Origin of the sequence: Hungatella sp. SB206, from assembly GCF_051132295.1 — a bacterium.
Lineage (GTDB): Bacteria > Bacillota > Clostridia > Lachnospirales > Lachnospiraceae > Hungatella > Hungatella effluvii.
The window spans coordinates 4,557,873-4,579,454 of sequence record NZ_CP096603.1; the positions used below are offsets into that span (position 1 = coordinate 4,557,873).

A 21,582-nucleotide genomic window follows, 5' to 3' on the forward strand; every position below is an offset into this window, starting at 1 on the left:
TATTATATCTTTATTTTAGGCATATTTCCATATGATTTTTTTCGTTTTTATATAAAATTTCTTAGATATTCTGTTTTTCACCTGTTTTTCCATGGTTTGAATCGCAACATGCACAAGACTTTTCAGTTTTTATCGACTGTTAGTGCAGTCTGCCTGCAATTATAGTATTTTCCCCCTTCCAAACTCACGATTTCCTGTACATTCTGTCCAAGTCCAGCCGCAGCGGCGATCTGGAACACCGCATTAGCATACTCATCGCTGTCGCACTGCACGGTTCCAAAGAGCTTGCCGGAGTTCAGCCCCTCGATTCCCTGGGGCGTTCCATCGATTCCCACGATCTTGATGGGCCTTGTGATTTTCTTCCGCTCCAGCGCGTCAGCCGCGCCCAGCGCCATATCGTCATTGTTGCTGATCACGAGTTCGATTTCATCCGGATACTCATCGAGCCATTTCTCCATCCACGCAGAGCCCTGGCTCTTCTCCCAGTTTCCAATGCCTCCGGTGATCTTTTCCAGAGGTACGCCTCCGTCTTTTAAGGTCTGAATCGACCATTCCGTCCTGATCAGGGAATCCTGATGGCTCGTCTCGCCCTCAAGGAGCACATAGCTTACCTTGCCGTCGCCGTTTAAATCCAGGGAAGCGGGATCCTTCTTGTAAGCGTCTACCAGGATGTTCCCCTGCAGGACCGCGGATTCCTTAGCGCTTTCCCCCACATAGTAAAGCTTTTCCCATCGGTTCATATCCTCTTCCACCGGCTCCCTGTTGAAGAATATCACGGGAATATCACCCTCCATCGCCCTGCTGATGATATAGGAGGCTGCGGACCGGTCGACCATATTGACACAGATCACGTCCACACCCAGGGAAATAAACCGGTCCACCTGGCTGTTCTGCGTGTTCTGATTCCCCTTTCCATCCACAACGTCGAGAATCACTTTGACGCCAGTCTCCTTCTCATAGGCTTTCGCCTTCTCCTCCATCTTTCCGCAGAGATTATTGATAAAGGAATCGTCTCCCCGGTACAGAGTCACCCCGACCCGCAGCGTCTTTTTCTCCTCCTTCTCCTCATGGCTCCGGTTCTGGAAAAACAGACAGCCGAACACAAGAATAACAGCTATGAGCAGTACTGCAATTAATGAATATTTCTTTTTCATTGGCCCTCCTCTGTTTCTTACTCGATTGGATAAAGAATCTTCTCGAAACGCGTCTCTTTCAAATCATCTTTTTCGATGTAATACGATTCCAGCACGATCTGATCCCGGTCGCCGCGCTTTTCGATGGCCTCCACTGCCTTTACAATGCTTAAGTATCCGGCATCGAACTGGTTTGTCGTCACAAGGCCCTTTATCACGCCGCGGTCCATCTGGTTTAATATCTTCGTCGTGCTGCCGAAGCCGTAGAGGTTCGGAGTGTCTTTTCCATAAACCGGGCTTCCCGCGATAACGTCCGCCACCTGATCCAGGCTCTGCACATCCAGGGCAACTAGAATCTCCTCTCCGCTGCTGAAAACCGCAGTTTCTTCAATCGTCCGGCGGAAGTCATCCTCACATTCCGCCGCGCTGGTGCCGGAAGCGCCGCCTCTGTACTTTTCGTAGAGCTGCACATGGAAGCCCGCCTGGGAGAGCGCTGCCAGAAGACTGCTGTACACTTCTTTGTTATACCCGTACTCCAGCCCCTCGGAGAATACGAGAACCGGCTTGTCAGGGATATTTTCCCTTGCTATGGCTTCCCCCAGCATCTTCCCTGTCTCCTGGTAGTCCTGTGAGATTCCGCTCATGGCCCAGTCGCCCGGGAAGATGGTTCCCATGACGATCAGCGGGCTGCCAAGGACCATCCCATCCAGCATCGCACTGCACTCCTGCTGCTTTAAGGGGACCAGCACCACTGCCTTCGCCCCGTCGTCAATCTCGCGCTTTAACAGATCCATCTGCTCAGTGACATCTCCCTTTTCGTACAGGGTGATGAAGTTGACATCCACGTTGTACTCATCCGCAGCCTTATCCACGCCCTTGCGGAAATTTGTGTAGTAATCATCCGTGGTATCTCCGATCACGATGGAAATCGGATAAATCTCTGTCTTCTTTTCTTTGATAATCAAATCCGTGGAGGACAGCAGAAACAGGAGGACTAAAACTCCCGCAAGCAGACTCCATATCATCTTTTCCCGCCTTGTCATCTTCATCTTTCTCCGCCCTCCGCCAGAATCCGGCTGTAGGGAACGGCAGGAAGGTGGATGGTAATCTCCGTCCCCTCGTCCGGTTCTGAATCGATCCTAAGCCCGTACTCCTCGCCAAAATAGAGCTTGATCCGCTCATTCACATTCTTTACACCGATTCCGGAGCCCTTTTTGGAGGTCACTAAAATCGAGTCGGAAAACAGGCTTTCCACCTGTTCCCGGGTCATGCCCAGCCCGTTGTCGCGGACCGTGAAGTATAAGTCCTCCCCTTCCTTCCACACCTTGAGCGTGATCTCGCCGTCGCCGTCCATGAACTCCATCCCGTGGTAGATCGCGTTCTCCACCAGCGGCTGGAGCATCAGCTTTAAACTGGCCAGCTCCAGGCAGTCGTCCGCGGCGTCGATGTAGTAGGAAAATTTGTTCTTAAAACGCATGTGCTGAATCATCAGATAGTTGCGCACGTGCTCCAGCTCGTCATGCACGGTGATGATGCTCTTGCCCTTGCTCAGGCTGATACGGAAGAACCGCGCAAGCGCCGTCACTACCTTGACTGCCTCCGCCTTCTGCTCATTTTCAATCATCCAGACGATGATATCCAGGGTGTTATAGAGAAAATGCGGGTTGATCTGAGACTGCAGCGTATCAAATTCCTGCTTTCTCTTGGCCTCATGCTCTGTCACAATATCGTTCATCAGCACCCGGATCTGTCTGGCCATGTTATTGATGGAGGTTCCCAGATGCTGAATCTCATACGAACCGCCGATATAGACCGGCGTCTCCAAATTTCCCTCCTCCAGAATTCCCACGGATTTCTCCAGTTCCTTGATGGGATTCGTGATTCTGGACGAAATATAGGAGTTAATAATTGTTAAAATAAAGAGAATCAGGGTGATCAGGAAAATGATAAACAGCCTCGTCTTTATGGAGTTTAGGGATACCACGTTCTTTGGCGTCACCCCTACGACCTTCCAGCCCGTGTAGCCCACGGACTTCACGGTGATAATCCGCTCACGCCCCTCGAACTTTTCCAAATGGTTTCCGTCCTTGTATCCGGCCGCTGTTAAATTATTCTCGGAGACCCGTCCGGAATCAATCAGCTGGATCTTAGGATGGTAGAGGATTTCCCCGTCGCTGCTGATTAAGTAGACGTAGCCTCCGGTGCCTGTGGTCACGCCCTCAAACAGATGCGCCAGGCTGGAGTAGCTTAAATCCACCAAAAGCACGCCCTGGGCCGTCGATGTCCCTTCCGTCAGCTCCACCGCCCGGGACAGAGAGATCACCCACCGGTACTGGCTTTCATTGCCGTCGAAAATATACTGGACGTGAGGATTGGAGAAGTGCTGGTTCTCCGTCTTCTCCATTGCGCTTAAAAACCAGCCGTCCCCGGTTACGTCCAGATTCGTCTTGATTCTGGCCGCCGGCACCGCCTCCTTTAAAGTCCCATCCTGGGAGAACAGGGCAATGTTGTCCACATTGTCCTTGTTGTTGTCGTACAGCAGGGTGATCTCGCTGTTGATGGACTCCGAGGACAGGTCCGCGTTCTTTATCGCACCGTAATACAGGGAATCCGACAGCTTCATGACCGTGCGCAGATAGCTCTCCACAGACCGCGCCACCTGGCCGATCAGGCTCTGATTTTCCTCCATGACCGTCTCGGACACCTGGCTCGACAGACGCTGGTAGATGGAAAACGTAATGAGCAGACTGGCCGCTAAGGCAGTCACGGTAAAATACGTAAAGATCGTATACCGTATGCTGTTGTTATGAATCCTCTTGCCGTTTTTCTTTTTATTCATTTATCTGGCTCCACGGAATTTCGTCGGTGACACTCCAAATTTTTTCTTGAATACGTAGCTGAAATAGTTCTGCTCCTGGTAACCCACCTTGGAGGCGATGACGTACGTCTTGTCGTCCGTCTTGTTTAACAGTTCCACGGCCTTATTTAAGCGGATTTCCGTGAGATAGGCGATGTAGGCCTGCCCTGTCTCCTTCTTGAACATGGTCGAGAAATAAGCCGGGCTCATGTGCAGGTGGCGGCAGATCATCTCCACAGACAGATCGGGGTTCTGATAGTTGTCCATAATATACTGCTTCGCCTGCTGGATCACCTGGCGCGTCGTTATGTCACGCTCCTGATTGATGGCCTGGTTCATCTTGTGCGCCGTCTTAAACAGCCACTCGCCGAACTCCTCCCGTTTCTGAAGCTTGTCGATGACACTTAAGTATTCCAGCTCGCCGCCCAGAATCTCCTCCAGGTTTAAATCATACTGCTGGATCATCTGAATGATGGTGTTCAGGACGCCGAAAACATACACCTGCTGCTGGCGGTAATGCACCTTTGCTGATTCCAGCTTGCCGGAAATCCTGGCCGTTACGGCCTCAATCTTCTCATCCGGTCCAAACTTGACGGCGGAAATAAAATCAGACTCGTCTGCATTGTCAAATTCCAGCTTGCCGCTGCCTACCGGCTCCATATCGTTGATGTAGATCGTGATTCCGCTGCCTACCACCGCCTTATATCCCAGGGCTTCTACTGCCGACTGGTAGGAGCCTGCGATCTTCGACAGGCCGGTCACGCTGTGGCCGATGCCGATGGTGACCGGAACCTCCAGAATACGTTTGGCCTCCTTACAGATATCTCCCAGGACATCGATGAGCCCCGTCGTCGTATTGTCGTCGTCGAGCGCCGCGATCACCACCATTTCGGCTTCAGCCGTGGACTGGAATAAGGAGAACCGGCAGTAGCTTTTCAGTTTTTCCCGCACGATCTGCATGACGGAAATCGGGATCAGCTCTTCCTCCTCGTGGAGTGACAGTGTCTTCTTGCTTCTGTCATCACTCTTTTCCACATCGATAGCCGCGATCACCCATTTCCTGGCTCCCATAATCGGGATATCGTATTCCTTAAGCTTCGACTCGATCAAATCATCCGACAGCCTCCGGTGCACCATGTCGTTGAAAAACTGCTCGCGGATAATTGGCAGGCTCTTTCTGTAATTTTCACGAAGGCGGCTCACGTTGCGCTTCTCTTCGATCTCTTCGTCTAAATTGGACTTGATCCGTTTCAGGATGGAGGTCAGTTCCTCCACGTTGACCGGTTTTAGAATGTACTCCGTCACGTTCAGCTTAATCGCCTTCTGGGCGTACTCGAAATCGTCGTAGCCCGAAAAAATAACCACCTTCATGGAAGGATACCTCTGCCGGATTTTCTCCGCCAGAGTAAGGCCATCCATATAGGGCATACGGATATCGGTCAGCACCACATCCGGCTCTAAGACCTCGATCTTTTCCAGCGCGTCTTCTCCGTTCTCAGCATCCCCCACCACCTTGAATCCGGCTGATTCCCAGTCGATCTGTTTGATAATGCTCTTGCGGACCTCTTCCTCGTCGTCCACCAAAATAATACTGTATAAATTCATGATCTATACCCCTTCTCTCCTGTAAATAATAAGATTTTGTCTCTATTCAGTCCCGTTATATGCACTGATACAGCAGCGCGTTGCAGATGGCAGCCGCCACATTGCTTCCGCCCTTCCGTCCTCTCGCCACAATAAACGGAGTGTCGGGCAGCGAAAGGATCATCTCCTTGGACTGGACCACGTTGACAAAACCAACAGGCACACCGATCACCAATTTCGGTTTCAGCCTGCCCTCTTTAATCAGCTCGTACAGCCGGACCAGTGCCGTGGGGGCATTGCCGACTGCAAAGATACAGTCTCCGCCCAAATCGGCCGCCTTCTCCATACTGGCGCAGGCTCTGGTGGTTCCGAGCCGCTTCGCCGCCTCCGCCACGTCTTCGTCGGCCATGAAACAGTCCACCGTACAGCCGCATTTCCGGAGGGCCGCCCGGTTGACGCCCGATTTCCCCATATTGGTGTCTGTGATGAAGCGGACGCCTTCTTTAATCGCCGCCTTCGCCAGCTCCACTGCGTGTTCGGAAAAGATTAAGCTGTCCGCATAGTCGAAGTCGGCGGTCGTGTGAATTACGCGTTTGATGACCAGTTCATTTTCCGGGTCCAGGACCCGGTCCCCCAGCTCCTCTGTGATAATCTCAAAGCTTCTTTTCTCTATGTCACCGGGAAGCACCCGTTCCAGTTCCGTCTTTATCATTCTGAATCTTCCTTTCTGCTGTCCGTCATGCGATTGCCGTCGATTCCCATCATTTCGTAAACCGCCGCCATGTCAAAGCTCTCTCTGATGACTGCCGCGAGACGGTCGTACTGCTGCTCCCGGTAGGCGGCATAATGAAACTCTTCGTTTCGCACTGCGGTCAGCCCCTTTTTCTCAAGGAGAGCGCTCACAACCGTCTCTGCGATTCCCTCCCGGTCAAAAAATCCATGGATGTACGTGCCGTAGACATGATTTCTCTGGCATCCATCCATTTTGGCCAGATGAGAGCCGTTCTGTTCCATTACATAGGACAGGGGCGGCACCGCGCGGACCGTCTCACCCATGTGGATTTCGTATCCCTCGATCTCCATGCCCGAAAGCTCATCTAGGATTCCGCCCACGGAGGCACAGGAACCGGTCACCCGGGTTCTCGTCTTCTCTTTCCCGAATACGGTCCTTACCGGAAGAAGCTTAAGCCCCTCCACCGGCCGCCCTCTGTAGGTTTCCGTCTCCACGCCGAACGGGTCTTCCAGGCTTTCTCCCAGCATCTGAAAGCCGCCGCAGATTCCGAACACAGGAACGCCGGCGGATGCCAGCTTCAGCACTGCCGCCTCCAGGCCGTTCTCCCGCATCCAGAGTAAATCTTCTATCGTGTTCTTCGTCCCGGGAAGCAGGATCAGGTCCGGTTTTCCCAGATCCGACAAACGGTTCACATACGTAAGGCCGACTTCCGGCATACAGGAAAAGACCTGGAAATCCGTAAAATTGGAAATTCTGGGCAGCCGTATGACGGCAATGTCCACCAGCGTCTTTTTCCCTTTTTCTGTTCCGCTTAAATGGTGTCCCAGGCTGTCCTCATCCTCGATGTCCACATCAGCATAAGGAACCACTCCCGTAACCGGTATGCCGCACAGGTCCTCGATCATGTAAAGCCCCGGTTCCAGAATGGTCTTGTCTCCCCTGAATTTATTGACGACGAGCCCCTTCACCCGCGCCCGCTCTTCTTCCGAAAGCAGAGCCACAGTCCCGTAAAGCTGAGCAAACACACCGCCGCGGTCGATATCTCCCACCAAAAGGACGGGCGCATCCGCCATCTTCGCCATGCCCATGTTCACGATATCATCCTTCTTCAGATTGATCTCCGCCGGGCTTCCGGCGCCCTCGATCACGATGATATCGTACTCCTCCTCCAGTCTCCGGTATGCCTTTTCCACCTCGGGAATCAGCGTCTTTTTATATGCAAAATACTCTTTCGCCGGCATCGTTCCGATCGGTACGCCGTGGACGATGACCTGGGAACCGGAGTCGGAAGTCGGCTTCAGCAGAATCGGATTCATGTCCGCCTGCGGTTTAATACCGGCGGCTTCCGCCTGCACCACCTGGGCGCGTCCCATCTCCAGCCCGTCCTCCGTTATATAAGAGTTTAACGCCATATTCTGCGATTTGAAAGGGGCGACCCGGTAGCCGTCCTGCTTAAAGACCCTGCATAATCCTGCCGCGATCAGACTCTTGCCCGCGTTGGACATCGTCCCCTGTATCATAATTGATTTTGCCATTGATCTAATCCCTCTCTTCCATCGCCTTTTTCAGCACCCGGATAAATGTCTCGTTATTGGCCCTGTCCTTTACGCAGATCCGGTAAAAACGTCCGTCAAGCCCCCGGTAGTTGGCGCAGGAGCGGATTAAGACACCGTTTTTCAAGCAGGCGTCATAGAGGCTGCGGGATTCCGGCGTCCGGGCCCTGGCCTGCGCCGGATCCCTGAAAAACAGATAGTTGGCCCTGGAATCGTAGACGAAAAGCCCCAGGCCCTCCATCTGCGCCTTCAGCCAGCTCCTCTCACGTTTCACCAGCTCCCTCGCCCGGTTCACATACTCCGTCTCCCCAAGCGCAGCCTCGCCCGCCGACTGAGCCGGACCGGAGACACTCCACGGCTGACGACAGCCGTCCATTGCTTCCAGAAGTTCCCGGTCCAGAGAAATACCGTAGCCCAGCCGCAGCCCGGCCATGGCGTAAATCTTCGTAAATGCCTTCAGAATAAACAGCCGGCGGAAACGTCCCGACCGCAGTTCCTTCATCACGGAAAAGCGCTCCGGCTCATCCAGGAACTCCATAAAACACTCATCCACCACACAGACAATGCCCCGCTCTTCGCAGTACTCCAGAAGAGGGATCAGCGCTTCCCGTTCCACCGCAAATCCGGTGGGATTATTGGGATTGCAGAGGAACAGGATATCCGGCCGCTGTCCGGCCGCCTCTGCCTCCTTTAAATGCGCGAGGAGCTCCGGTACCGAAAGGGCAAAATCTTCCTCTTCCTTTAAGTCGAACCAGGTCGTCCCGCATCCTACGGCCTTTAACGCCTGCTCATATTCCATAAAGGAGGGGGCGATTAACAGCGCCCGCTTCGGACGCTTCGCCTGTACAATCAGAAAGATAAGCTCCGCCGCGCCGTTTCCGCAGAGAACAGCCTCCCTTCCGATCCGGTGGTAATCCGCCAGCTTCGTTCGAAGGGCCTGGCACCGGCTGTCCGGATACACGCTGCAGCAGTCTGCCGCCCCTATGTAAGCATTTTTCACACCCTCGGGAAGCCCGAGCGGGTTTAGATTGGCGGAGTAATCCAGCTCCACCTGATTCGTATATATGTCTCCTCCATGCTGGTATTCCATGATGTATATCTCCATTCTGTCATTTTACAGTCTGTTGTACAGTGCCGGATTATCTAATAAATGGTATTGTAACCAGAAGCCCAAGAACCGCCGCTGCAAACAGCGCCGCCGCATACGTTCCCGTCATCAGCGTGTTTGCCCGCCGGATATCCGCATATTCCACGGACCGGTCTGCATCGCCGATAGTCGGTTTCTCGTACAGCTTTCCGAAGTAGAACGCGTTTCCCGCCAGCTGAATCCCCAGTACTCCGGCACAGACCGATTCCGTCTGGGCGGAGTTGGGACTCTTATGGTTATAGCGGTCACGTCTGAAGATCCGAATTCCGCCTCTTCCGCTGTAGTGACGGATTCCGGCTCCTTCTGCCGCCTCCAGGACATATCCCGCCGCGATCATGAAACAGGCCGAAAGCCTGGCCGGAATGTAGTTGCACACATCGTCCAGTCTGGCTGCTGTTCTTCCGAAGTTTATGTATTTGTCATTTTTATATCCAACCATGGAATCCATGGTATTAACCGCCTTATAGAGAAATATCCCGGTTCCGCCTCCCAGCACCATGTAAAAGAGCGGAGCAATGATTCCATCCGAGGTATTTTCCGCCACAGTCTCCACCGCAGCCTTGATAATTCCCAGGTCTGTGAGATCTTTGGTATCCCGCCCTACGATCATGGAGACTGCGGTTCTTGCGCCCTCTGTATCCCCGGCGGCCAGCGCGTCATACACCTTCATGCTCTCTTTTTTCAAAGAACGCCACGCCATCATCTGCCCGCACATCACGCTTTCCACTGCCACTCCGGCCAATGGATGAACCGTGTACGCGGCGGCCAGAACGAGCACCGAGGCAAGTCCTGTGATCAGAAGAACAGCGACGACCAGCGCGGTTCCCGCCATTCTCTCCGACTTTTCGTTTGCCGGAAACCATTTGCGGAGCCGTGCCTCCATCCATGCGATCAGGTTACCGATGCCGCAGACCGGATGGGGCATATTCCGTGGATCTCCAAACAGCGCATCGAGGGCACAGCCCGCAAATGCAGCCAGTATATGGTAACGTATCATCTGTTCTCCCTCATTTCAGCCTGGTGGCGATGCCGCAGACCATGCGGTACACCGCTTCGGAATCTGCCGCCAGCTTTTCGGCCGCCCTCCCGGCTGCCTCCCTCCATGCCCGCTCCTCCGGGTCCACCGGAACGATACCGCATCCCATCTCGTCCGCGGTAATCACGACATCCGGATTCTTCGCCTCAATCGCGGCTATAAATTCATTGACATCCCGTTCTTCCCAGAGCAGTCTCCTCACAAAGTAATGAAATCCGCTGATAACCGGCCGCTCAAGGGCCGTTTCGAACGAATCCCTCCGTCCGCTGGCCACCGGAAGCGTTCTCTCTTCCGTTTTGGGACCGGCGTAAAGTACGTGTTCCCCTATTCCCGGCGTGGCCCGGCCTGCCGCAAGTGTTTCCGCAAATGCCGTCTTTCCCTGCCACGCACCGCCCGTAATAAATATCATAAATATTCTCCTGTTCTTTATATGGCAAATCGGGTCACAGCCGCCAGCACCGCCGTCAGTACCAGCTCACACACCTGAAGGAAGAACCCGGCCAGGTCTCCCGTAATTCCGCCAAATTCTTTTTTCGCCATACGGTAATAGTACAAAAATGTCAGAGCGGCGCCAACCGCTGTCATCGATGCAGCCGCGGCTCCTCCCGCATACAGAATCCAGCCTTCTGCCAGAACCAGACAGCACCACATGGTCACGGCGACAGTCTTCTTCTGTGCCTGTCCGGAAAATGACGCAGCGAGTCCGCTGTTCTTCGCCATCGGAAAGGTCACCACGGCAAGTCCGGAAAGCGCCCTCGATATCACAAAAATCCCTCCGTAGGCTCCCAGAAGCACCGGTTTCATCTCTCCGAAAACCGCTACGTAGAGCAGCAGATACACGCAGCAGCCGATTATGGCGAAAGCCCCCGTATGTGGGTCCTTTAAAATCTCCAGTTTCTTTTCCACCGGCGCGTGCGAGGCTCTGGCATCCGTCACGTCGAGAAACCCATCCATATGGATTCCCCCCGTAACAATCAGAGGTACCAGGACCGGTAATATTTTAGCCATCCAGTCCAGCTTAAGCACCGTAAGCACCAGCACGGAACCGTAAGTCAAGGCTCCGATCACCACACCGATTAACGGGAAGAAGCACATGGCATATTTCATCCGCTCCTTCGTCCAGGATACCTGGGGCATGGGGATTACAGAGTACATGGAAAACGCGATTGCGAGGCTGCCCAGTAAATTCATCGTTCCATTCCTCCCATTATAAAAATTATCTCTATTATCATACAACAAAACAGGGATTTCGTACAGAGAGCAGATACATTTTATATCAGGCAGTATAGAATAAAGAAAGAGCCCCCGCAGCCATTTCCCCTGCAGGGACTCCCACTCCGCTTGACGCGGTTACTTATGCTTTGTTCTGATTTCTTTTAAATAATTATAAACAGTAAAGTTTGTCACGCCCAGACACTCCGCTACGTATTCCACAGAGCCCTTGACATCAAAGACTCCCTTGTGCTCCAAATCGTCCACCAGGGCCAGTTTGTCCTCTTTCTGCATATAGGCCACCGGCTTATTCACCAGGGCCAGCTCGCTGCCGACCATGGATTCCATGACCTCAGAAATATCCTGGGCAAACATCTCCTTCGGGACTTCGTGCTCCTCATTCTTAAATTCCACCAGCCGCTCCAGCAGCCGGTTGGCAACCATAAAATCCGTCAGATCCTGGTTGATGCAGAGCGAACCGATAATTTTCCCATCGTTGTCTCTGATAAAAATGGTGGAGGAACGCAGTACACGCCCGTCAGGCATAACGTTTTTATAATTGATGCTGTCTTTTGCCTCATCCCCGTACTCTCTCAGCAATTGAATCAGGTAATTCGTCGCCGGTCCCCCAATCTTTCTGTGGGTAATGCTTCCTTCTATTCCCACGATTGAGCTTTCCACATGGCTTAAATCGTGCAGAATGACCTCATACCTGTCGCCGAGCATCTGATGGATGCTCCTTAACATTTTTTGAATTACCTGAAGATTTTCATGCATCATTAACTCGACCTTTTCCTTATTTTTTTTCTTCCAGAAACATCTTTAATCCCTTTTCCAGCCGGTTTAAGCCTTCTTCCAGAATTTCATGGCTGGTGGCAAAACAGATTCTCATGCAGCCCTCGGATCCCGGGCCAAAGAACGCGTCCCCTCCCGGAACCAGTGCAAGGCCGGCGTGTTCGATCAGATAATCGGTAAACTGAGAGGAAGGCACACCCAGACCGCTGATATCCACATACAGAAGATACGTGGCCTGCGGTTTATGGCAGCGGATCACCGGCATGCGGTTAATTCTCTCCACCGCGTAATCCCGGTTCTTTACCAGATGGCCGATAAATTCATCTACCCAGTAGTAACACTCCTTTAAGCACGCAATTCCCGCGATCTGGGAGACAGAAGCGATACCGCCCGCCGTAGTCATCACCGCGGACTTATCCACAAGGCGGTCAAACACCGCTTTGTCCGTACAGTAGATCATTCCCGCCCGAAGTCCCGCGATGCCAAAACTCTTGGAGAAGCCGAAGACGCTCATGACACGTCCCGTCCGTTCCTCTCCGAGAGAGAGAATGCTTAAAAACTGATTCTCCGGATACACGATATCGGACCAGATCTCATCATTCATGATATACAGACCGTATTTCTCGCAGAGGCTCATGATGTGTTCCAAATCCTCCTGACGGTACAGAACACCGTATGGATTGTGGGGATTGCACAGCCCAATCATCTTCGTCTTTGGCGTTATATAGTTTTCCAGCTCGCTCAAGTCAATATAACCGTCTTTCAGCTTCGCCGGGAACAGAACCGGCACGCCGCCGGCAGCGAGGCAGGACTCCTTAAATAAGTAATCCACCGGGTCAAACACGATCATCTCATCGCCTGGTTTTAAAAACGTCTCAGCGATAATATACATCCCTCTGGCTGCACTGTCAATCGGAAGGATACAATCCTCACTGATTTTCTCGTGTTTCCGCTCCCACAGCGCTCTGGAGGCCGCCTCCATAAACTCCGGATAGCCCATCTTCGGCGTATAGGAAAAGTAGCCGTTGTCGACGTAATCGCGAAGCGCCTTCCGGATCTCCGGCGCCACCGGATAGTCAGGATCAGCGGCCGTCAAAGGGATGGTTCCCTCCGGCACCTCCGCCCAGCGGTAATTGTAAGCCCATTTTTTCAGCACATCCAGTTTTATATTATTTCCATCGAATAAAGCCATGGTCCTCTCCTCTTCTATTCCTTATAAGCGATCGCTTCAATTTCGCACAGCACGTTCTTCGGCAGTGTCTTTACCGCGACACAGGAACGCGCCGGACTGCTGACAAAATACGTCTCGTAAATCTGGTTAAACACAGGGAAGTCTGCCATGTCCGCGAGGAAGCAGGTGGTTTTGATCACGCGCTCCATGCTGCTTCCGGCCGCTTCCAGCACCGCCGCCACATTCTTGCAGGACTGGGCCGCCTGTGTCTCGATGGTGGTTCCTTCTGTTTCGCCGGTCGCCGGATTGACTGGTATCTGTCCGCTGGAAAATACCAGATTTTCAAATACCATTCCCTGTGAATACGGTCCTATCGCCTTCGGTGCGTTTTCTGTTACGATCTTGTTCATTGTTCCATCCTCCAAATAGTTGTAGTTTTATTCCATATCCAGATGACAGGCTACCAGCGTGCCATCGGCCATCTTCTTTAAATCCGGTTTCTTTTCCCTGCAGATATCCATGCAGTAGCTGCACCTCGTATGGAACGGGCAGCCGCTGGGCGGATTCACCGGACTGGGAATATCGCCCTGTAAGATAATCCGGTTCTTGCTGCCGTGCCCCTTTACGCTGGATACTGCTGATAAAAGCGCCTTTGTATAGGGATGCCTCTGGTTCCCATAGATCGCCTCTTTGGTTCCAACCTCCACGATATTCCCCAGATACATGACCATGACTCGGTCGCAGAAATGCTTGATGATCCGCAGATCATGGGAGATAAAGAGGTAGGTCAGCTGGTACTCTTTTTTGATGTCCTGCATCAGATTAATTACCTGGGCCTGGATCGATACATCCAGGGCGCTGACAGGCTCATCACAGACCACGAACTCCGGATGAAGGGCGATCGCTCTCGCAATGCCCACACGCTGGCGCTGGCCGCCGGAAAATTCGTGGGGATAGCGAAGGATATGCTCGGGACGCAGCCCCACGCACTCGATCAGCTTTTCCACTTCCCGGTAGATATCTTCCTTACTCATCTCTGGATGGTGAATCCAGAACGGCTCTGCCAGGATTTGAAATACCGTCTTTCTCGGATCCAGCGACGCATAAGGATCCTGGAAAATGATCTGCATTTCCTTTCTTAAGGAGCGCATTTCTTTTCCCTTCATCTTACCAATGTCTTTTCCTTTGTACAGAACGGTTCCTTCTGTACAGTCAAGGAGCTTTAAAACCATGCGTCCCGTGGTGGATTTTCCGCAGCCGGATTCCCCTACCACCCCCAGGGTCTCGCCCTTGTAAATATCAAAACTGATATCATCCACGGCTTTCACGACCTTGCTTCTGTCACTGGTAGGAAAGTATTTTTTTATATTTTTTGCCTGAATCAGGATTTCACTCATGTTCATACCTCCTGCATCTGACTTCTCGTTGGCCTTCCAGCCGTGTCAACTGGCTGTGGTTCTTTCCGCACTCCTCCGTATAATATCGGCAGCGCGGACCGAAACGGCAGCCTGACGGCATATCATAGAGACTGGGAACCAGTCCCTCCAGGGTCTGGAGCCTGTCCACCTCCTGATCGATGTCGGGGATGGAGGCCATGAGCCCCTCCGTGTAAGGATGCATGGGGTTGTCAAAAAGCTGGCGTGTCTCCGCCTTTTCCACAATCTCCCCCGCATACATGACGACCACCTCGTCGGCCATCTCCGAGATCACGCCCAGGTCATGGGTAATAAAGATGATGGCCATGCCCAGCTTGTCCTTCAGTTCATTTAACAGTTCCAGGATCTGCGCCTGTATGGTCACATCGAGAGCCGTGGTCGGTTCATCGGCGATCAGCAGCTCGGGGTTACAGGACAGCGCCATGGCAATCATCACCCTCTGTCTCATTCCGCCCGACAGCTGGTGGGGATACTCATCCACCCGCTTTTCCGCCTCCGGGATCTCCACCAGCTTCAGCAGTTCAACTGCCCTCTGGCGGGCCGCATTCTTATCCATACCGAGATGCAGCATCAACGCCTCCTCGATCTGGTAGCCGACGGTAAACACGGGATTTAAAGAGGTCATGGGTTCCTGGAAGATCATGGAGATCTTATTTCCGCGGATCTTCCTCTTCTCCTTTTCCGAAAGCTTGCTTAAGTCCTCCCCGTGAAACAGGATTTCCCCGCCTTCATGCCTTCCCGTCACCGGGTCCACCAGCCCCATGATCGATAAGCTGGTCACGCTCTTGCCGCATCCGGACTCGCCCACGATGCCCAGCACCTTCCCCTTGTCCAGGGAAAAGGATACACCGTCCACCGCCTTTGCGCAGCCCGCATCCGTATAAAAATATGTTTTTAAGTCTTTTACTTCCAATAAGCTCATTAACGGTCTCCTTTCCTATTTAATATGAATCTCATGCGGCGTATGGGAAAGGTTTTCCACTCCGCTTTCCGTCACCAGTACGTCATCCTCCGTGCGGACGCCGCAGACTCCCGGGAAATAGAGGCCCGGCTCTATGGTAAATATCATATTCGGCCTCAATACCGTATCCTTTCCAATCTGGACTCTCGGACATTCGTGGATCTGAAGGCCGATTCCATGCCCCAATCCGCGAAGCGCGTAATCGTCCAGCCCCTCTCTGATAAATACATCCCTGTGAGCCGCCTCCACCTCGCTGGAGTGCACACCCGGCCGCACCGCTTCCACGGCCCGTTTTCCGGATTCCAGGACCAGATTAAAAATCCTCCTGTTTTCCTGTGAAATATCTCCGAAAAGCAGCGTCCTCGTCATATCGGAGCAGTAACCGTCGTACATGACGCCGAAGTCAACCACCACCATATCACCGTTTTCGATGACCTTGTTCGTCGGAAATCCGTGAGCCATAGCTCCTCGCGCCCCCGATGCGACAATGGTTCCAAAGCTCATGGCCTCGGCGCCCTCTCTATTTACCAGGTAATGAAGTTCATCCGCTAAATCCTTTTCCGTCATACCGATTTTAAGTCTCGGAATCAGCCGGTCAAAGCCTGCCTCGGCGCGCCGGATGGCCTCCCTGGTGGCTTCTATTTCCCATTCGTCCTTCACCATGCGCAGCTCCAGGAAGTACTCATCCTCCAGTACGGTCCTGTGGTCTCCCAAGTGCTCCTTTAAGGAAAAATACTCTCCGGCGGTCATGCCGCTTTCCATGACGGAAGAAGTGATTCCAAGCCGCTTCATGGTGTCCGCCACCAGTCCCAGCCGGTCCTGGCTGTGCTCCACGATCTCGCAGTCCACAGTCTGCTCCTTCGCCTGGGTCGTATACCGTTTGTCCGTTATGAGAACGACGTGGTCACGCGTGACGAGAAGGTAACCGCTGCTCCCTGTAAATCCGCAGAAATATCTGCGGTTTTCATACGAAGTGATCAGCGCTCCCGTAAGGCCGTGATCCTCGATGTAAGCTCTGAGGCCCGACAGCCTCTTTTCATATTGTATCTTCTTCATCTAAACTCCTGTCCCGCGGTTACTTCTTCTGTCTTGCGTCAAACGCGTCTCTTAAGCCGTCACCGATAAAGTTGATGCTCAGCACTGCCAGGAAAATGCAGACTCCCGGCGGCACCCACTGCCACGGGCGCAGCGTCAGCGTGGATAAGTTGTTGGCGCTCATCAGCATGTTCCCCCAGCTGGCCGTCGGCATCTGAACACCGACACCCAGATAGCTCAAGGAAGCTTCTGTCAGGATCGCCCTCGCCATCTGAAGGGTGGCTTCCACGATAATCGGGGCCATGATATTCGGAATAATATGATGGAAAATAGTGCGTCCATCCGTCGCCCCCAGTGAGATGGAGGCCTGCACATACTCCAGCTCCCGGACCCTTAAAATCTCGCCTCTGACGAACCTCGCCGTTCCGGTCCAGTTACAGAGGCCGATGATAATCATAATATTATAAATGCTGGGCTTTAAGATGGTTGCGATAATGATGACCAGGAAAAGCACCGGAAAGCAGTAGACCACATCGACCACACGCATAATAAAGGTATCCACCCACCCGCCGAAATAACCGGCCAGCGCGCCTAATAAAATACCGATACCGGTGGAAATGCCGACTGCCACCACGCCAACGCTCATGGACACTCTGGCCGCGTAGATCACCCGGCTGAACGTATCGCGTCCCAGGCTGTCCGTCCCCAGAAACGTGCCGCTCTTCGCAGGAGAGCTGTTCTTTAAAATGAGGCCGTTTGCATCGGTTAAAGACACATACGGATCATTCTGTACGATGAGGGGCGCCAGTATGGCCGCGGCAATCATCAGAAGAATGATGACGCTTCCGATCAGAGCCAGTTTATTTTTGCTGAACCGCTTCCACGCATCCGTCTTGAAGAGATTAGTCCGTTTTTTATATGTAATTTTTTTCTCCATGGAAGCCTCCTTAGTATCGTATTCTCGGGTCTACGAAGGAATATAGAATATCCGCAACGAGATTGCCCACGAGAACCAGAATCGCCGTAAACAGAGTCAGACCCATAAGCACTGCGTAGTCTCTGTTTGCGATGGCGTCAACGCCCAGAAGCCCCATACCCGGCCAGCTGAACACTTTTTCCGTGATATAGGCGCCGCCGAATAAATTCGGGATGGATAAACCGAAGATGGTGATAACGGGAATCAGGGAATTCTTCAGCGCGTGGCGGTAGATGACCACCTTCTCCGAGAGCCCTTTGGCCCTGGCCGTACGGATATAATCCTGGTTCAGCGTTTCCACCATGCTCGACCGGGTAAAGCGCATGACCGTGGCCAGATTGGCCAGGGACATCACAAGGGCAGGCATGACAAGGTACTTCATCTTATTCAGGAACAGAGCCATCCCGGTCCCCTTAAAGGTGGTATCGCCAAAGCCCGATGTCGGAAACCATTTCAGCTTGATGGCGAAGATGTAGATCAGGCCCATGCCGAAGAAGAAGCTGGGAATCGAAATACCGATAAAGGAGAAGATGGTAAGGCCGTAATCTCCTGCCGAGTATTTGTGGGTCGCAGAGTATACGCCCAGCGGAATTCCCACCACAAAGCTGATGACAAACGCCGTTACCGTAAGCAGCAGCGTAGCGGGAAGGCGCTCTAAAATCATGGCCAGAACCTGCTGTCCTGAGTTGGTGCTGTAGCCGAAATTGCCCTGCAGCAGCTCCCTCAGCCAGTTGACGTACTGAATGATAATCGGCTTATTTAAGCCCATGGCTTCCTTGGCCCTTAAGATGGACTCCGCAGAAGTACGCGGATTGATCATATTGGCCAGGGGGCCGCCCGGCGCCAGTTTCATGATGAAATAGGTCAGTATCGTAATGCCGAACACCACGGGAATTGACTGTATTAACCGTTTTCTTATGTATTTTCCCATCGATAACCTCCTGATCTTATTGGTGATTCAAAGCTTTCACCTGTGGAATAAACAAATCAGAGCTGACCTCCAAAAACTCCAGCTGCCCCTTGATATGAGCCTTATAATACTCGTACCGCCCCAGTGTCAGCCCGTCGCATTCCGCATCCGTCTCGGAAAAATCAAGGGCTACCCGCTTCGGATTCAGCTTTTTCAGCAGTCCGGAAACCGTGCTGTCGTAGTCCTGATAGCGGATCACCTCGTCGAACAGGCCGGATTCCTCTACGTCCTGAGCGTCTATGGCAGACGCCACTCCGTAGCGTTTTCCTTCCTTTGTAAAGAAGAACGCTCCGGAACCCACAGTATCGACTCCGGGAATGAACCGGGTCATCTTATCGCTTCCCTCGCTGGTAATGATCAAAAATAAGTCTATGTCCAGTTCTTTCAGTTTCTCAGTCACGTCGTGGATCACACGATTATGAAATTCAAAGTTCTTCATATTTTCCTCCATACTATGTAATAGCAGGCCGCTCTTTTGCGGCTCACAAACAGTTTTTCTCAATTAAGCGGTCCAACACCCTGCATCCGAAGAGATAGGATTCCGTGGATATGCTCTCGTCATTTCCGTGAACCTTCGGAAGCACTACGTCGAAGGAATCGTCCATTAACAGGGGAGAGCATCCATAAACCATGCTGCCTTCCGAACCGAAGAAGCGGCCATCCGTGCGTCCCAGCGCAAGCATGGGAAGTACCTCGCAGGAGAAGCCCTCCTCCCTGCTGATCGTCCTCAAATCCCCGATCAGGCTTTTTAAGGCGGAATTGTCAAAATTGCTCTCAAATCCCCTCTCAAAGCTCAGGATCTCATACTGCACACCGGTCTTCACATGGCGTTTTACAAACGCCTCGATCTCTTCTTCCCTCGTGCCCGGAAGCACTTTAAATTCCAGAACCACTTCCGCCGCAGCCGGAATCACATTGCTCCGGTCTCCAATCTGGTAATCCCGAAGACCGATGGTATTCTGTCCCGCGTATCCGAAGATATCGGCCGCCACCGGATTGTCACAGGTGCAACCGCCCAAAATCCGGGACATGGTTTCCTGTGTCGCGTGGCTTCCGAAACACAGCTCATCCTCTGCTCCAAAGATCTCTTCCAGTACGGCTGCCAGCTTTAAGATGGCCTGATCGTCACCGGGCGCACTGGCATGGCCGCCGCGGCCCGAGGCCGTAAGCTTTACCCGGCATACAGCCTTTTCTCCCACAGTCAGCATCAGGTAGTCATTTCCGTTAATCCGGAGGGGAAATCCGCCGCCTTCATTGATTACCATGGCATTCTGAAACAGCTCCGGCCTGGCCTCTTTTACGTACTCCATACCGAATTTACTTCCTGCTTCCTCGTCTATGGTGGCCAGGAACCAGACGTCGCGTCTCAGCTTCCTTCCCGACCGCTTCAGGTTCAGAAATGCATTCAGCTCCATGACGGTTAAATGTTTCGTATCCAGAGTTCCCCTTCCGTAGATTCTGCCCTCTTCTTCCACTCCGCCGAAGACCGGCCAGTTCCATTTGTCAGAATCTCCGTCCACCACATCCACGTGAGAAATCAGCACGAGGGGCCCTTCCTCCGGCTGTTTGGCTGGTAAATGGGCGAGGAGGTTTAACCGCTCCGGATCTTTAAAGATCCGTTCTGTCTCGATCCCCTCCTCCTTCAGAATCTGTTCGAGGAAGATGATGGCCTCCTTCTCGGAGGGAGATGCGGTTACCGAGGGAATTGAAATGAGATGAATCAGTGTCTCTTTCACATTTTCCATGAATTAAGCCTCTCTGTATGGGATCTCGATCAACGCTGTCTGGCGTTTGCTGATCAGTCTGCATCCATCATCGGTCAGGATTACGTCGTCCTCGATGATCGCACAGGGAAGTCCATCCGGCTGAAGTACGGTCGGTTCCAGCGCGTATATCTCATTCTTTCTCAAGACGCCCTGGCAGCTTAGCCTGGCTTTATTTGGCCCGAGGGTTGTTCCGCCGTCGTGTACTTCCAGACCTACCTGATGGCCTACGGAGTGTGGGATATTGGGATAACCGCTGTCCAGAATGGACTGTCTTCCGACCGCGTCCACCTCATAGCCCTTCATGCCCGGTTTGATCACCTTCATAACCTCACCGACCGCACGGATTGCCCCGTTTGCGCAGTCAGTAACCTCTTTCGGCGCATGCTCCTCGCCTGGCTTTAAGAAATACATGGTACGCGCGATGTCGGAGGTGTAGCCGTTAAAGCGGATGCTGAAATCGATGACCAGCATATCACCCGGAAGGCAGATATTCTTCGCGTTCGGCTTCCTGTGGGACATACCGCCCTTGACGAGAAGAACCAGCGGATATTCCGGCGGATTTCCAAAGGCGGTGATGACGTTCCGCTTCGCACACTCTTCCATCATAATATCTCCCACATCGATTTCACTGAGTCCAACATGGAGGCGCGCAAAAAGTGCGTCGTAAATATCCGTCGTTAAGCGGCTGCACTCTTCCATGATGGCAATCTCGCTGGGGGTCTTTACCGCGCGGAGTTCTTCCAGCATCCGGTAGCTTCCGGTCTTTAATGCTTTCATGCGTTCCTCCCCCAGGGCTCCGCATACTTTTTTATAGAGTCCCAGTCCAAGGCCGTCGCAGCGGGAATCCTCGGTGGAATCGTTGACCGCGATCCGATTGGGCTTCTTTTCGTCACACACTGCTGCAAATTCCTTCATTACCGTATCCGGTGTCACGGTCTTCACACTAGTAAAGATCCCGGCCGCTTCATATACCGCCGCGTCGGACGCTTCCGCAAACGCCATCTTATCCCCTTCTGCCGTCAGCACGAACAGGACCTCGTTCTTCGTATCGGTATTGAACATCAGTTCCAGTGACGGATCCTGATTCAGTCTGGAATAAAACATCCACATATCGATCTGATTTTCTTTTAACATCTGGACTGCGCGGTCCATCTTTTCAACCGCTACATTTTTTCTGTCTACCATAATGTTCCTCTTCTTTCTTTTCGATTTCATTT

Annotated in this window: 21 protein-coding genes; all 21 read right to left on the reverse strand. The window is 52.7% G+C overall.

Annotation, left to right across the window (positions count from 1 at the left end; translation table 11 throughout):
* Nucleotides 1-122: 122 nt before the first annotated feature.
* Nucleotides 123-1,154: a galactose ABC transporter substrate-binding protein gene (locus M1L66_RS20130; protein WP_187019201.1), complete on the reverse strand. Its 1,032-nt coding sequence runs from the start codon at nt 1,152-1,154 to the stop codon at nt 123-125.
* A gap of 17 nt (nt 1,155-1,171) precedes the next feature.
* Nucleotides 1,172-2,182, reverse strand: a complete 1,011-nt coding sequence (locus M1L66_RS20135; RefSeq protein WP_434687805.1) for a substrate-binding domain-containing protein — start codon at nt 2,180-2,182, stop codon at nt 1,172-1,174.
* Complete coding sequence (locus M1L66_RS20140; RefSeq protein ID WP_187019197.1) at nt 2,179-3,972, reverse strand: sensor histidine kinase; 1,794 nt, start codon at nt 3,970-3,972, stop codon at nt 2,179-2,181. The genes M1L66_RS20135 and M1L66_RS20140 overlap by 4 nt, the downstream gene beginning before the upstream one ends.
* Nucleotides 3,973-5,595, reverse strand: coding sequence for a response regulator (locus M1L66_RS20145; RefSeq protein WP_434687807.1), 1,623 nt, complete (start codon nt 5,593-5,595; stop codon nt 3,973-3,975). It lies immediately after the preceding gene.
* Between the two features lie 55 nt (nt 5,596-5,650).
* The gene (locus M1L66_RS20150; protein ID WP_187019193.1) at nt 5,651-6,286 is read right to left on the reverse strand and encodes a precorrin-8X methylmutase; all 636 of its coding nucleotides are present in this window, start codon (nt 6,284-6,286) and stop codon (nt 5,651-5,653) included.
* Nucleotides 6,283-7,842: a cobyric acid synthase gene (locus tag M1L66_RS20155; RefSeq protein WP_434687809.1), complete on the reverse strand. Its 1,560-nt coding sequence runs from the start codon at nt 7,840-7,842 to the stop codon at nt 6,283-6,285. The genes M1L66_RS20150 and M1L66_RS20155 overlap by 4 nt, the downstream gene beginning before the upstream one ends.
* Nucleotides 7,843-7,846: 4 nt before the next feature.
* Nucleotides 7,847-8,950, reverse strand: a complete 1,104-nt coding sequence (locus M1L66_RS20160; RefSeq protein WP_434687811.1) for a pyridoxal phosphate-dependent aminotransferase — start codon at nt 8,948-8,950, stop codon at nt 7,847-7,849.
* A 49-nt stretch (nt 8,951-8,999) separates the two neighbouring features.
* The gene (gene cbiB, locus M1L66_RS20165) at nt 9,000-10,004 is read right to left on the reverse strand and encodes an adenosylcobinamide-phosphate synthase CbiB (protein WP_434687812.1); all 1,005 of its coding nucleotides are present in this window, start codon (nt 10,002-10,004) and stop codon (nt 9,000-9,002) included.
* Nucleotides 10,005-10,014: 10 nt separating this feature from the next.
* A complete protein-coding gene (locus tag M1L66_RS20170; RefSeq protein WP_187019184.1) occupies nt 10,015-10,452 on the reverse strand; it encodes a bifunctional adenosylcobinamide kinase/adenosylcobinamide-phosphate guanylyltransferase in 438 nt (145 codons plus the stop codon).
* A 17-nt stretch (nt 10,453-10,469) separates the two neighbouring features.
* Nucleotides 10,470-11,234 carry an adenosylcobinamide-GDP ribazoletransferase gene (locus tag M1L66_RS20175; RefSeq protein WP_187019182.1) on the reverse strand — a complete coding sequence of 255 codons (765 nt, stop codon included), beginning with the start codon at nt 11,232-11,234 and terminating at the stop codon, nt 10,470-10,472.
* Between the two features lie 159 nt (nt 11,235-11,393).
* Entirely contained in the window at nt 11,394-12,035 is a 642-nt protein-coding gene (locus tag M1L66_RS20180) for a helix-turn-helix transcriptional regulator (RefSeq protein WP_434687814.1), read from the reverse strand.
* 16 nt (nt 12,036-12,051) lie between these two features.
* A complete protein-coding gene (locus M1L66_RS20185; protein ID WP_434687816.1) occupies nt 12,052-13,242 on the reverse strand; it encodes an aminotransferase class I/II-fold pyridoxal phosphate-dependent enzyme in 1,191 nt (396 codons plus the stop codon).
* Between the two features lie 14 nt (nt 13,243-13,256).
* Nucleotides 13,257-13,631 (reverse strand): RidA family protein, encoded by a 375-nt coding sequence (locus M1L66_RS20190; protein WP_110324485.1) that lies wholly within the window; start codon nt 13,629-13,631, stop codon nt 13,257-13,259.
* A gap of 27 nt (nt 13,632-13,658) precedes the next feature.
* Nucleotides 13,659-14,618, reverse strand: coding sequence for an ABC transporter ATP-binding protein (locus tag M1L66_RS20195; RefSeq protein WP_434687818.1), 960 nt, complete (start codon nt 14,616-14,618; stop codon nt 13,659-13,661).
* A complete protein-coding gene (locus tag M1L66_RS20200; RefSeq protein WP_434687820.1) occupies nt 14,611-15,579 on the reverse strand; it encodes an ABC transporter ATP-binding protein in 969 nt (322 codons plus the stop codon). The genes M1L66_RS20195 and M1L66_RS20200 overlap by 8 nt, the downstream gene beginning before the upstream one ends.
* 15 nt (nt 15,580-15,594) lie before the next feature.
* Nucleotides 15,595-16,674 (reverse strand): M24 family metallopeptidase, encoded by a 1,080-nt coding sequence (locus M1L66_RS20205; protein ID WP_434687822.1) that lies wholly within the window; start codon nt 16,672-16,674, stop codon nt 15,595-15,597.
* Between the two features lie 19 nt (nt 16,675-16,693).
* Nucleotides 16,694-17,590: an oligopeptide ABC transporter permease gene (opp4C, locus tag M1L66_RS20210; RefSeq protein WP_117630861.1), complete on the reverse strand. Its 897-nt coding sequence runs from the start codon at nt 17,588-17,590 to the stop codon at nt 16,694-16,696.
* A 10-nt stretch (nt 17,591-17,600) separates the two neighbouring features.
* Nucleotides 17,601-18,560 carry an ABC transporter permease gene (locus M1L66_RS20215; RefSeq protein WP_025530738.1) on the reverse strand — a complete coding sequence of 320 codons (960 nt, stop codon included), beginning with the start codon at nt 18,558-18,560 and terminating at the stop codon, nt 17,601-17,603.
* 16 nt (nt 18,561-18,576) lie between these two features.
* Nucleotides 18,577-19,038 (reverse strand): aminopeptidase P family N-terminal domain-containing protein, encoded by a 462-nt coding sequence (locus M1L66_RS20220; protein ID WP_434687824.1) that lies wholly within the window; start codon nt 19,036-19,038, stop codon nt 18,577-18,579.
* A 43-nt stretch (nt 19,039-19,081) separates the two neighbouring features.
* On the reverse strand, nt 19,082-20,344 hold the full coding sequence (locus tag M1L66_RS20225; RefSeq protein ID WP_434687826.1) for a M20/M25/M40 family metallo-hydrolase: 1,263 nt from the start codon (nt 20,342-20,344) through the stop codon (nt 19,082-19,084).
* 3 nt (nt 20,345-20,347) lie between these two features.
* A complete protein-coding gene (locus tag M1L66_RS20230; protein WP_320929899.1) occupies nt 20,348-21,550 on the reverse strand; it encodes a M24 family metallopeptidase in 1,203 nt (400 codons plus the stop codon).
* Nucleotides 21,551-21,582 lie beyond the last annotated feature (32 nt).

What these genes read in the sequence shown, in the direction of transcription:
- M1L66_RS20130 (WP_187019201.1), bottom strand. Translation starts at nt 1,154, where the DNA reads ATGAAAAAGAAATATTCATTAATTGCAGTACTGCTCATAGCTGTTATT.
- M1L66_RS20135 (WP_434687805.1), bottom strand. Translation starts at nt 2,182, where the DNA reads ATGAAGATGACAAGGCGGGAAAAGATGATATGGAGTCTGCTTGCGGGA.
- M1L66_RS20140 (WP_187019197.1), bottom strand. Translation starts at nt 3,972, where the DNA reads ATGAATAAAAAGAAAAACGGCAAGAGGATTCATAACAACAGCATACGG.
- M1L66_RS20145 (WP_434687807.1), bottom strand. Translation starts at nt 5,595, where the DNA reads ATGAATTTATACAGTATTATTTTGGTGGACGACGAGGAAGAGGTCCGC.
- M1L66_RS20150 (WP_187019193.1), bottom strand. Translation starts at nt 6,286, where the DNA reads ATGATAAAGACGGAACTGGAACGGGTGCTTCCCGGTGACATAGAGAAA.
- M1L66_RS20155 (WP_434687809.1), bottom strand. Translation starts at nt 7,842, where the DNA reads ATGGCAAAATCAATTATGATACAGGGGACGATGTCCAACGCGGGCAAG.
- M1L66_RS20160 (WP_434687811.1), bottom strand. Translation starts at nt 8,950, where the DNA reads ATGGAATACCAGCATGGAGGAGACATATATACGAATCAGGTGGAGCTG.
- cbiB (WP_434687812.1), bottom strand. Translation starts at nt 10,004, where the DNA reads ATGATACGTTACCATATACTGGCTGCATTTGCGGGCTGTGCCCTCGAT.
- M1L66_RS20170 (WP_187019184.1), bottom strand. Translation starts at nt 10,452, where the DNA reads ATGATATTTATTACGGGCGGTGCGTGGCAGGGAAAGACGGCATTTGCG.
- M1L66_RS20175 (WP_187019182.1), bottom strand. Translation starts at nt 11,234, where the DNA reads ATGAATTTACTGGGCAGCCTCGCAATCGCGTTTTCCATGTACTCTGTA.
- M1L66_RS20180 (WP_434687814.1), bottom strand. Translation starts at nt 12,035, where the DNA reads ATGATGCATGAAAATCTTCAGGTAATTCAAAAAATGTTAAGGAGCATC.
- M1L66_RS20185 (WP_434687816.1), bottom strand. Translation starts at nt 13,242, where the DNA reads ATGGCTTTATTCGATGGAAATAATATAAAACTGGATGTGCTGAAAAAA.
- M1L66_RS20190 (WP_110324485.1), bottom strand. Translation starts at nt 13,631, where the DNA reads ATGAACAAGATCGTAACAGAAAACGCACCGAAGGCGATAGGACCGTAT.
- M1L66_RS20195 (WP_434687818.1), bottom strand. Translation starts at nt 14,618, where the DNA reads ATGAGTGAAATCCTGATTCAGGCAAAAAATATAAAAAAATACTTTCCT.
- M1L66_RS20200 (WP_434687820.1), bottom strand. Translation starts at nt 15,579, where the DNA reads ATGAGCTTATTGGAAGTAAAAGACTTAAAAACATATTTTTATACGGAT.
- M1L66_RS20205 (WP_434687822.1), bottom strand. Translation starts at nt 16,674, where the DNA reads ATGAAGAAGATACAATATGAAAAGAGGCTGTCGGGCCTCAGAGCTTAC.
- opp4C (WP_117630861.1), bottom strand. Translation starts at nt 17,590, where the DNA reads ATGGAGAAAAAAATTACATATAAAAAACGGACTAATCTCTTCAAGACG.
- M1L66_RS20215 (WP_025530738.1), bottom strand. Translation starts at nt 18,560, where the DNA reads ATGGGAAAATACATAAGAAAACGGTTAATACAGTCAATTCCCGTGGTG.
- M1L66_RS20220 (WP_434687824.1), bottom strand. Translation starts at nt 19,038, where the DNA reads ATGAAGAACTTTGAATTTCATAATCGTGTGATCCACGACGTGACTGAG.
- M1L66_RS20225 (WP_434687826.1), bottom strand. Translation starts at nt 20,344, where the DNA reads ATGGAAAATGTGAAAGAGACACTGATTCATCTCATTTCAATTCCCTCG.
- M1L66_RS20230 (WP_320929899.1), bottom strand. Translation starts at nt 21,550, where the DNA reads ATGGTAGACAGAAAAAATGTAGCGGTTGAAAAGATGGACCGCGCAGTC.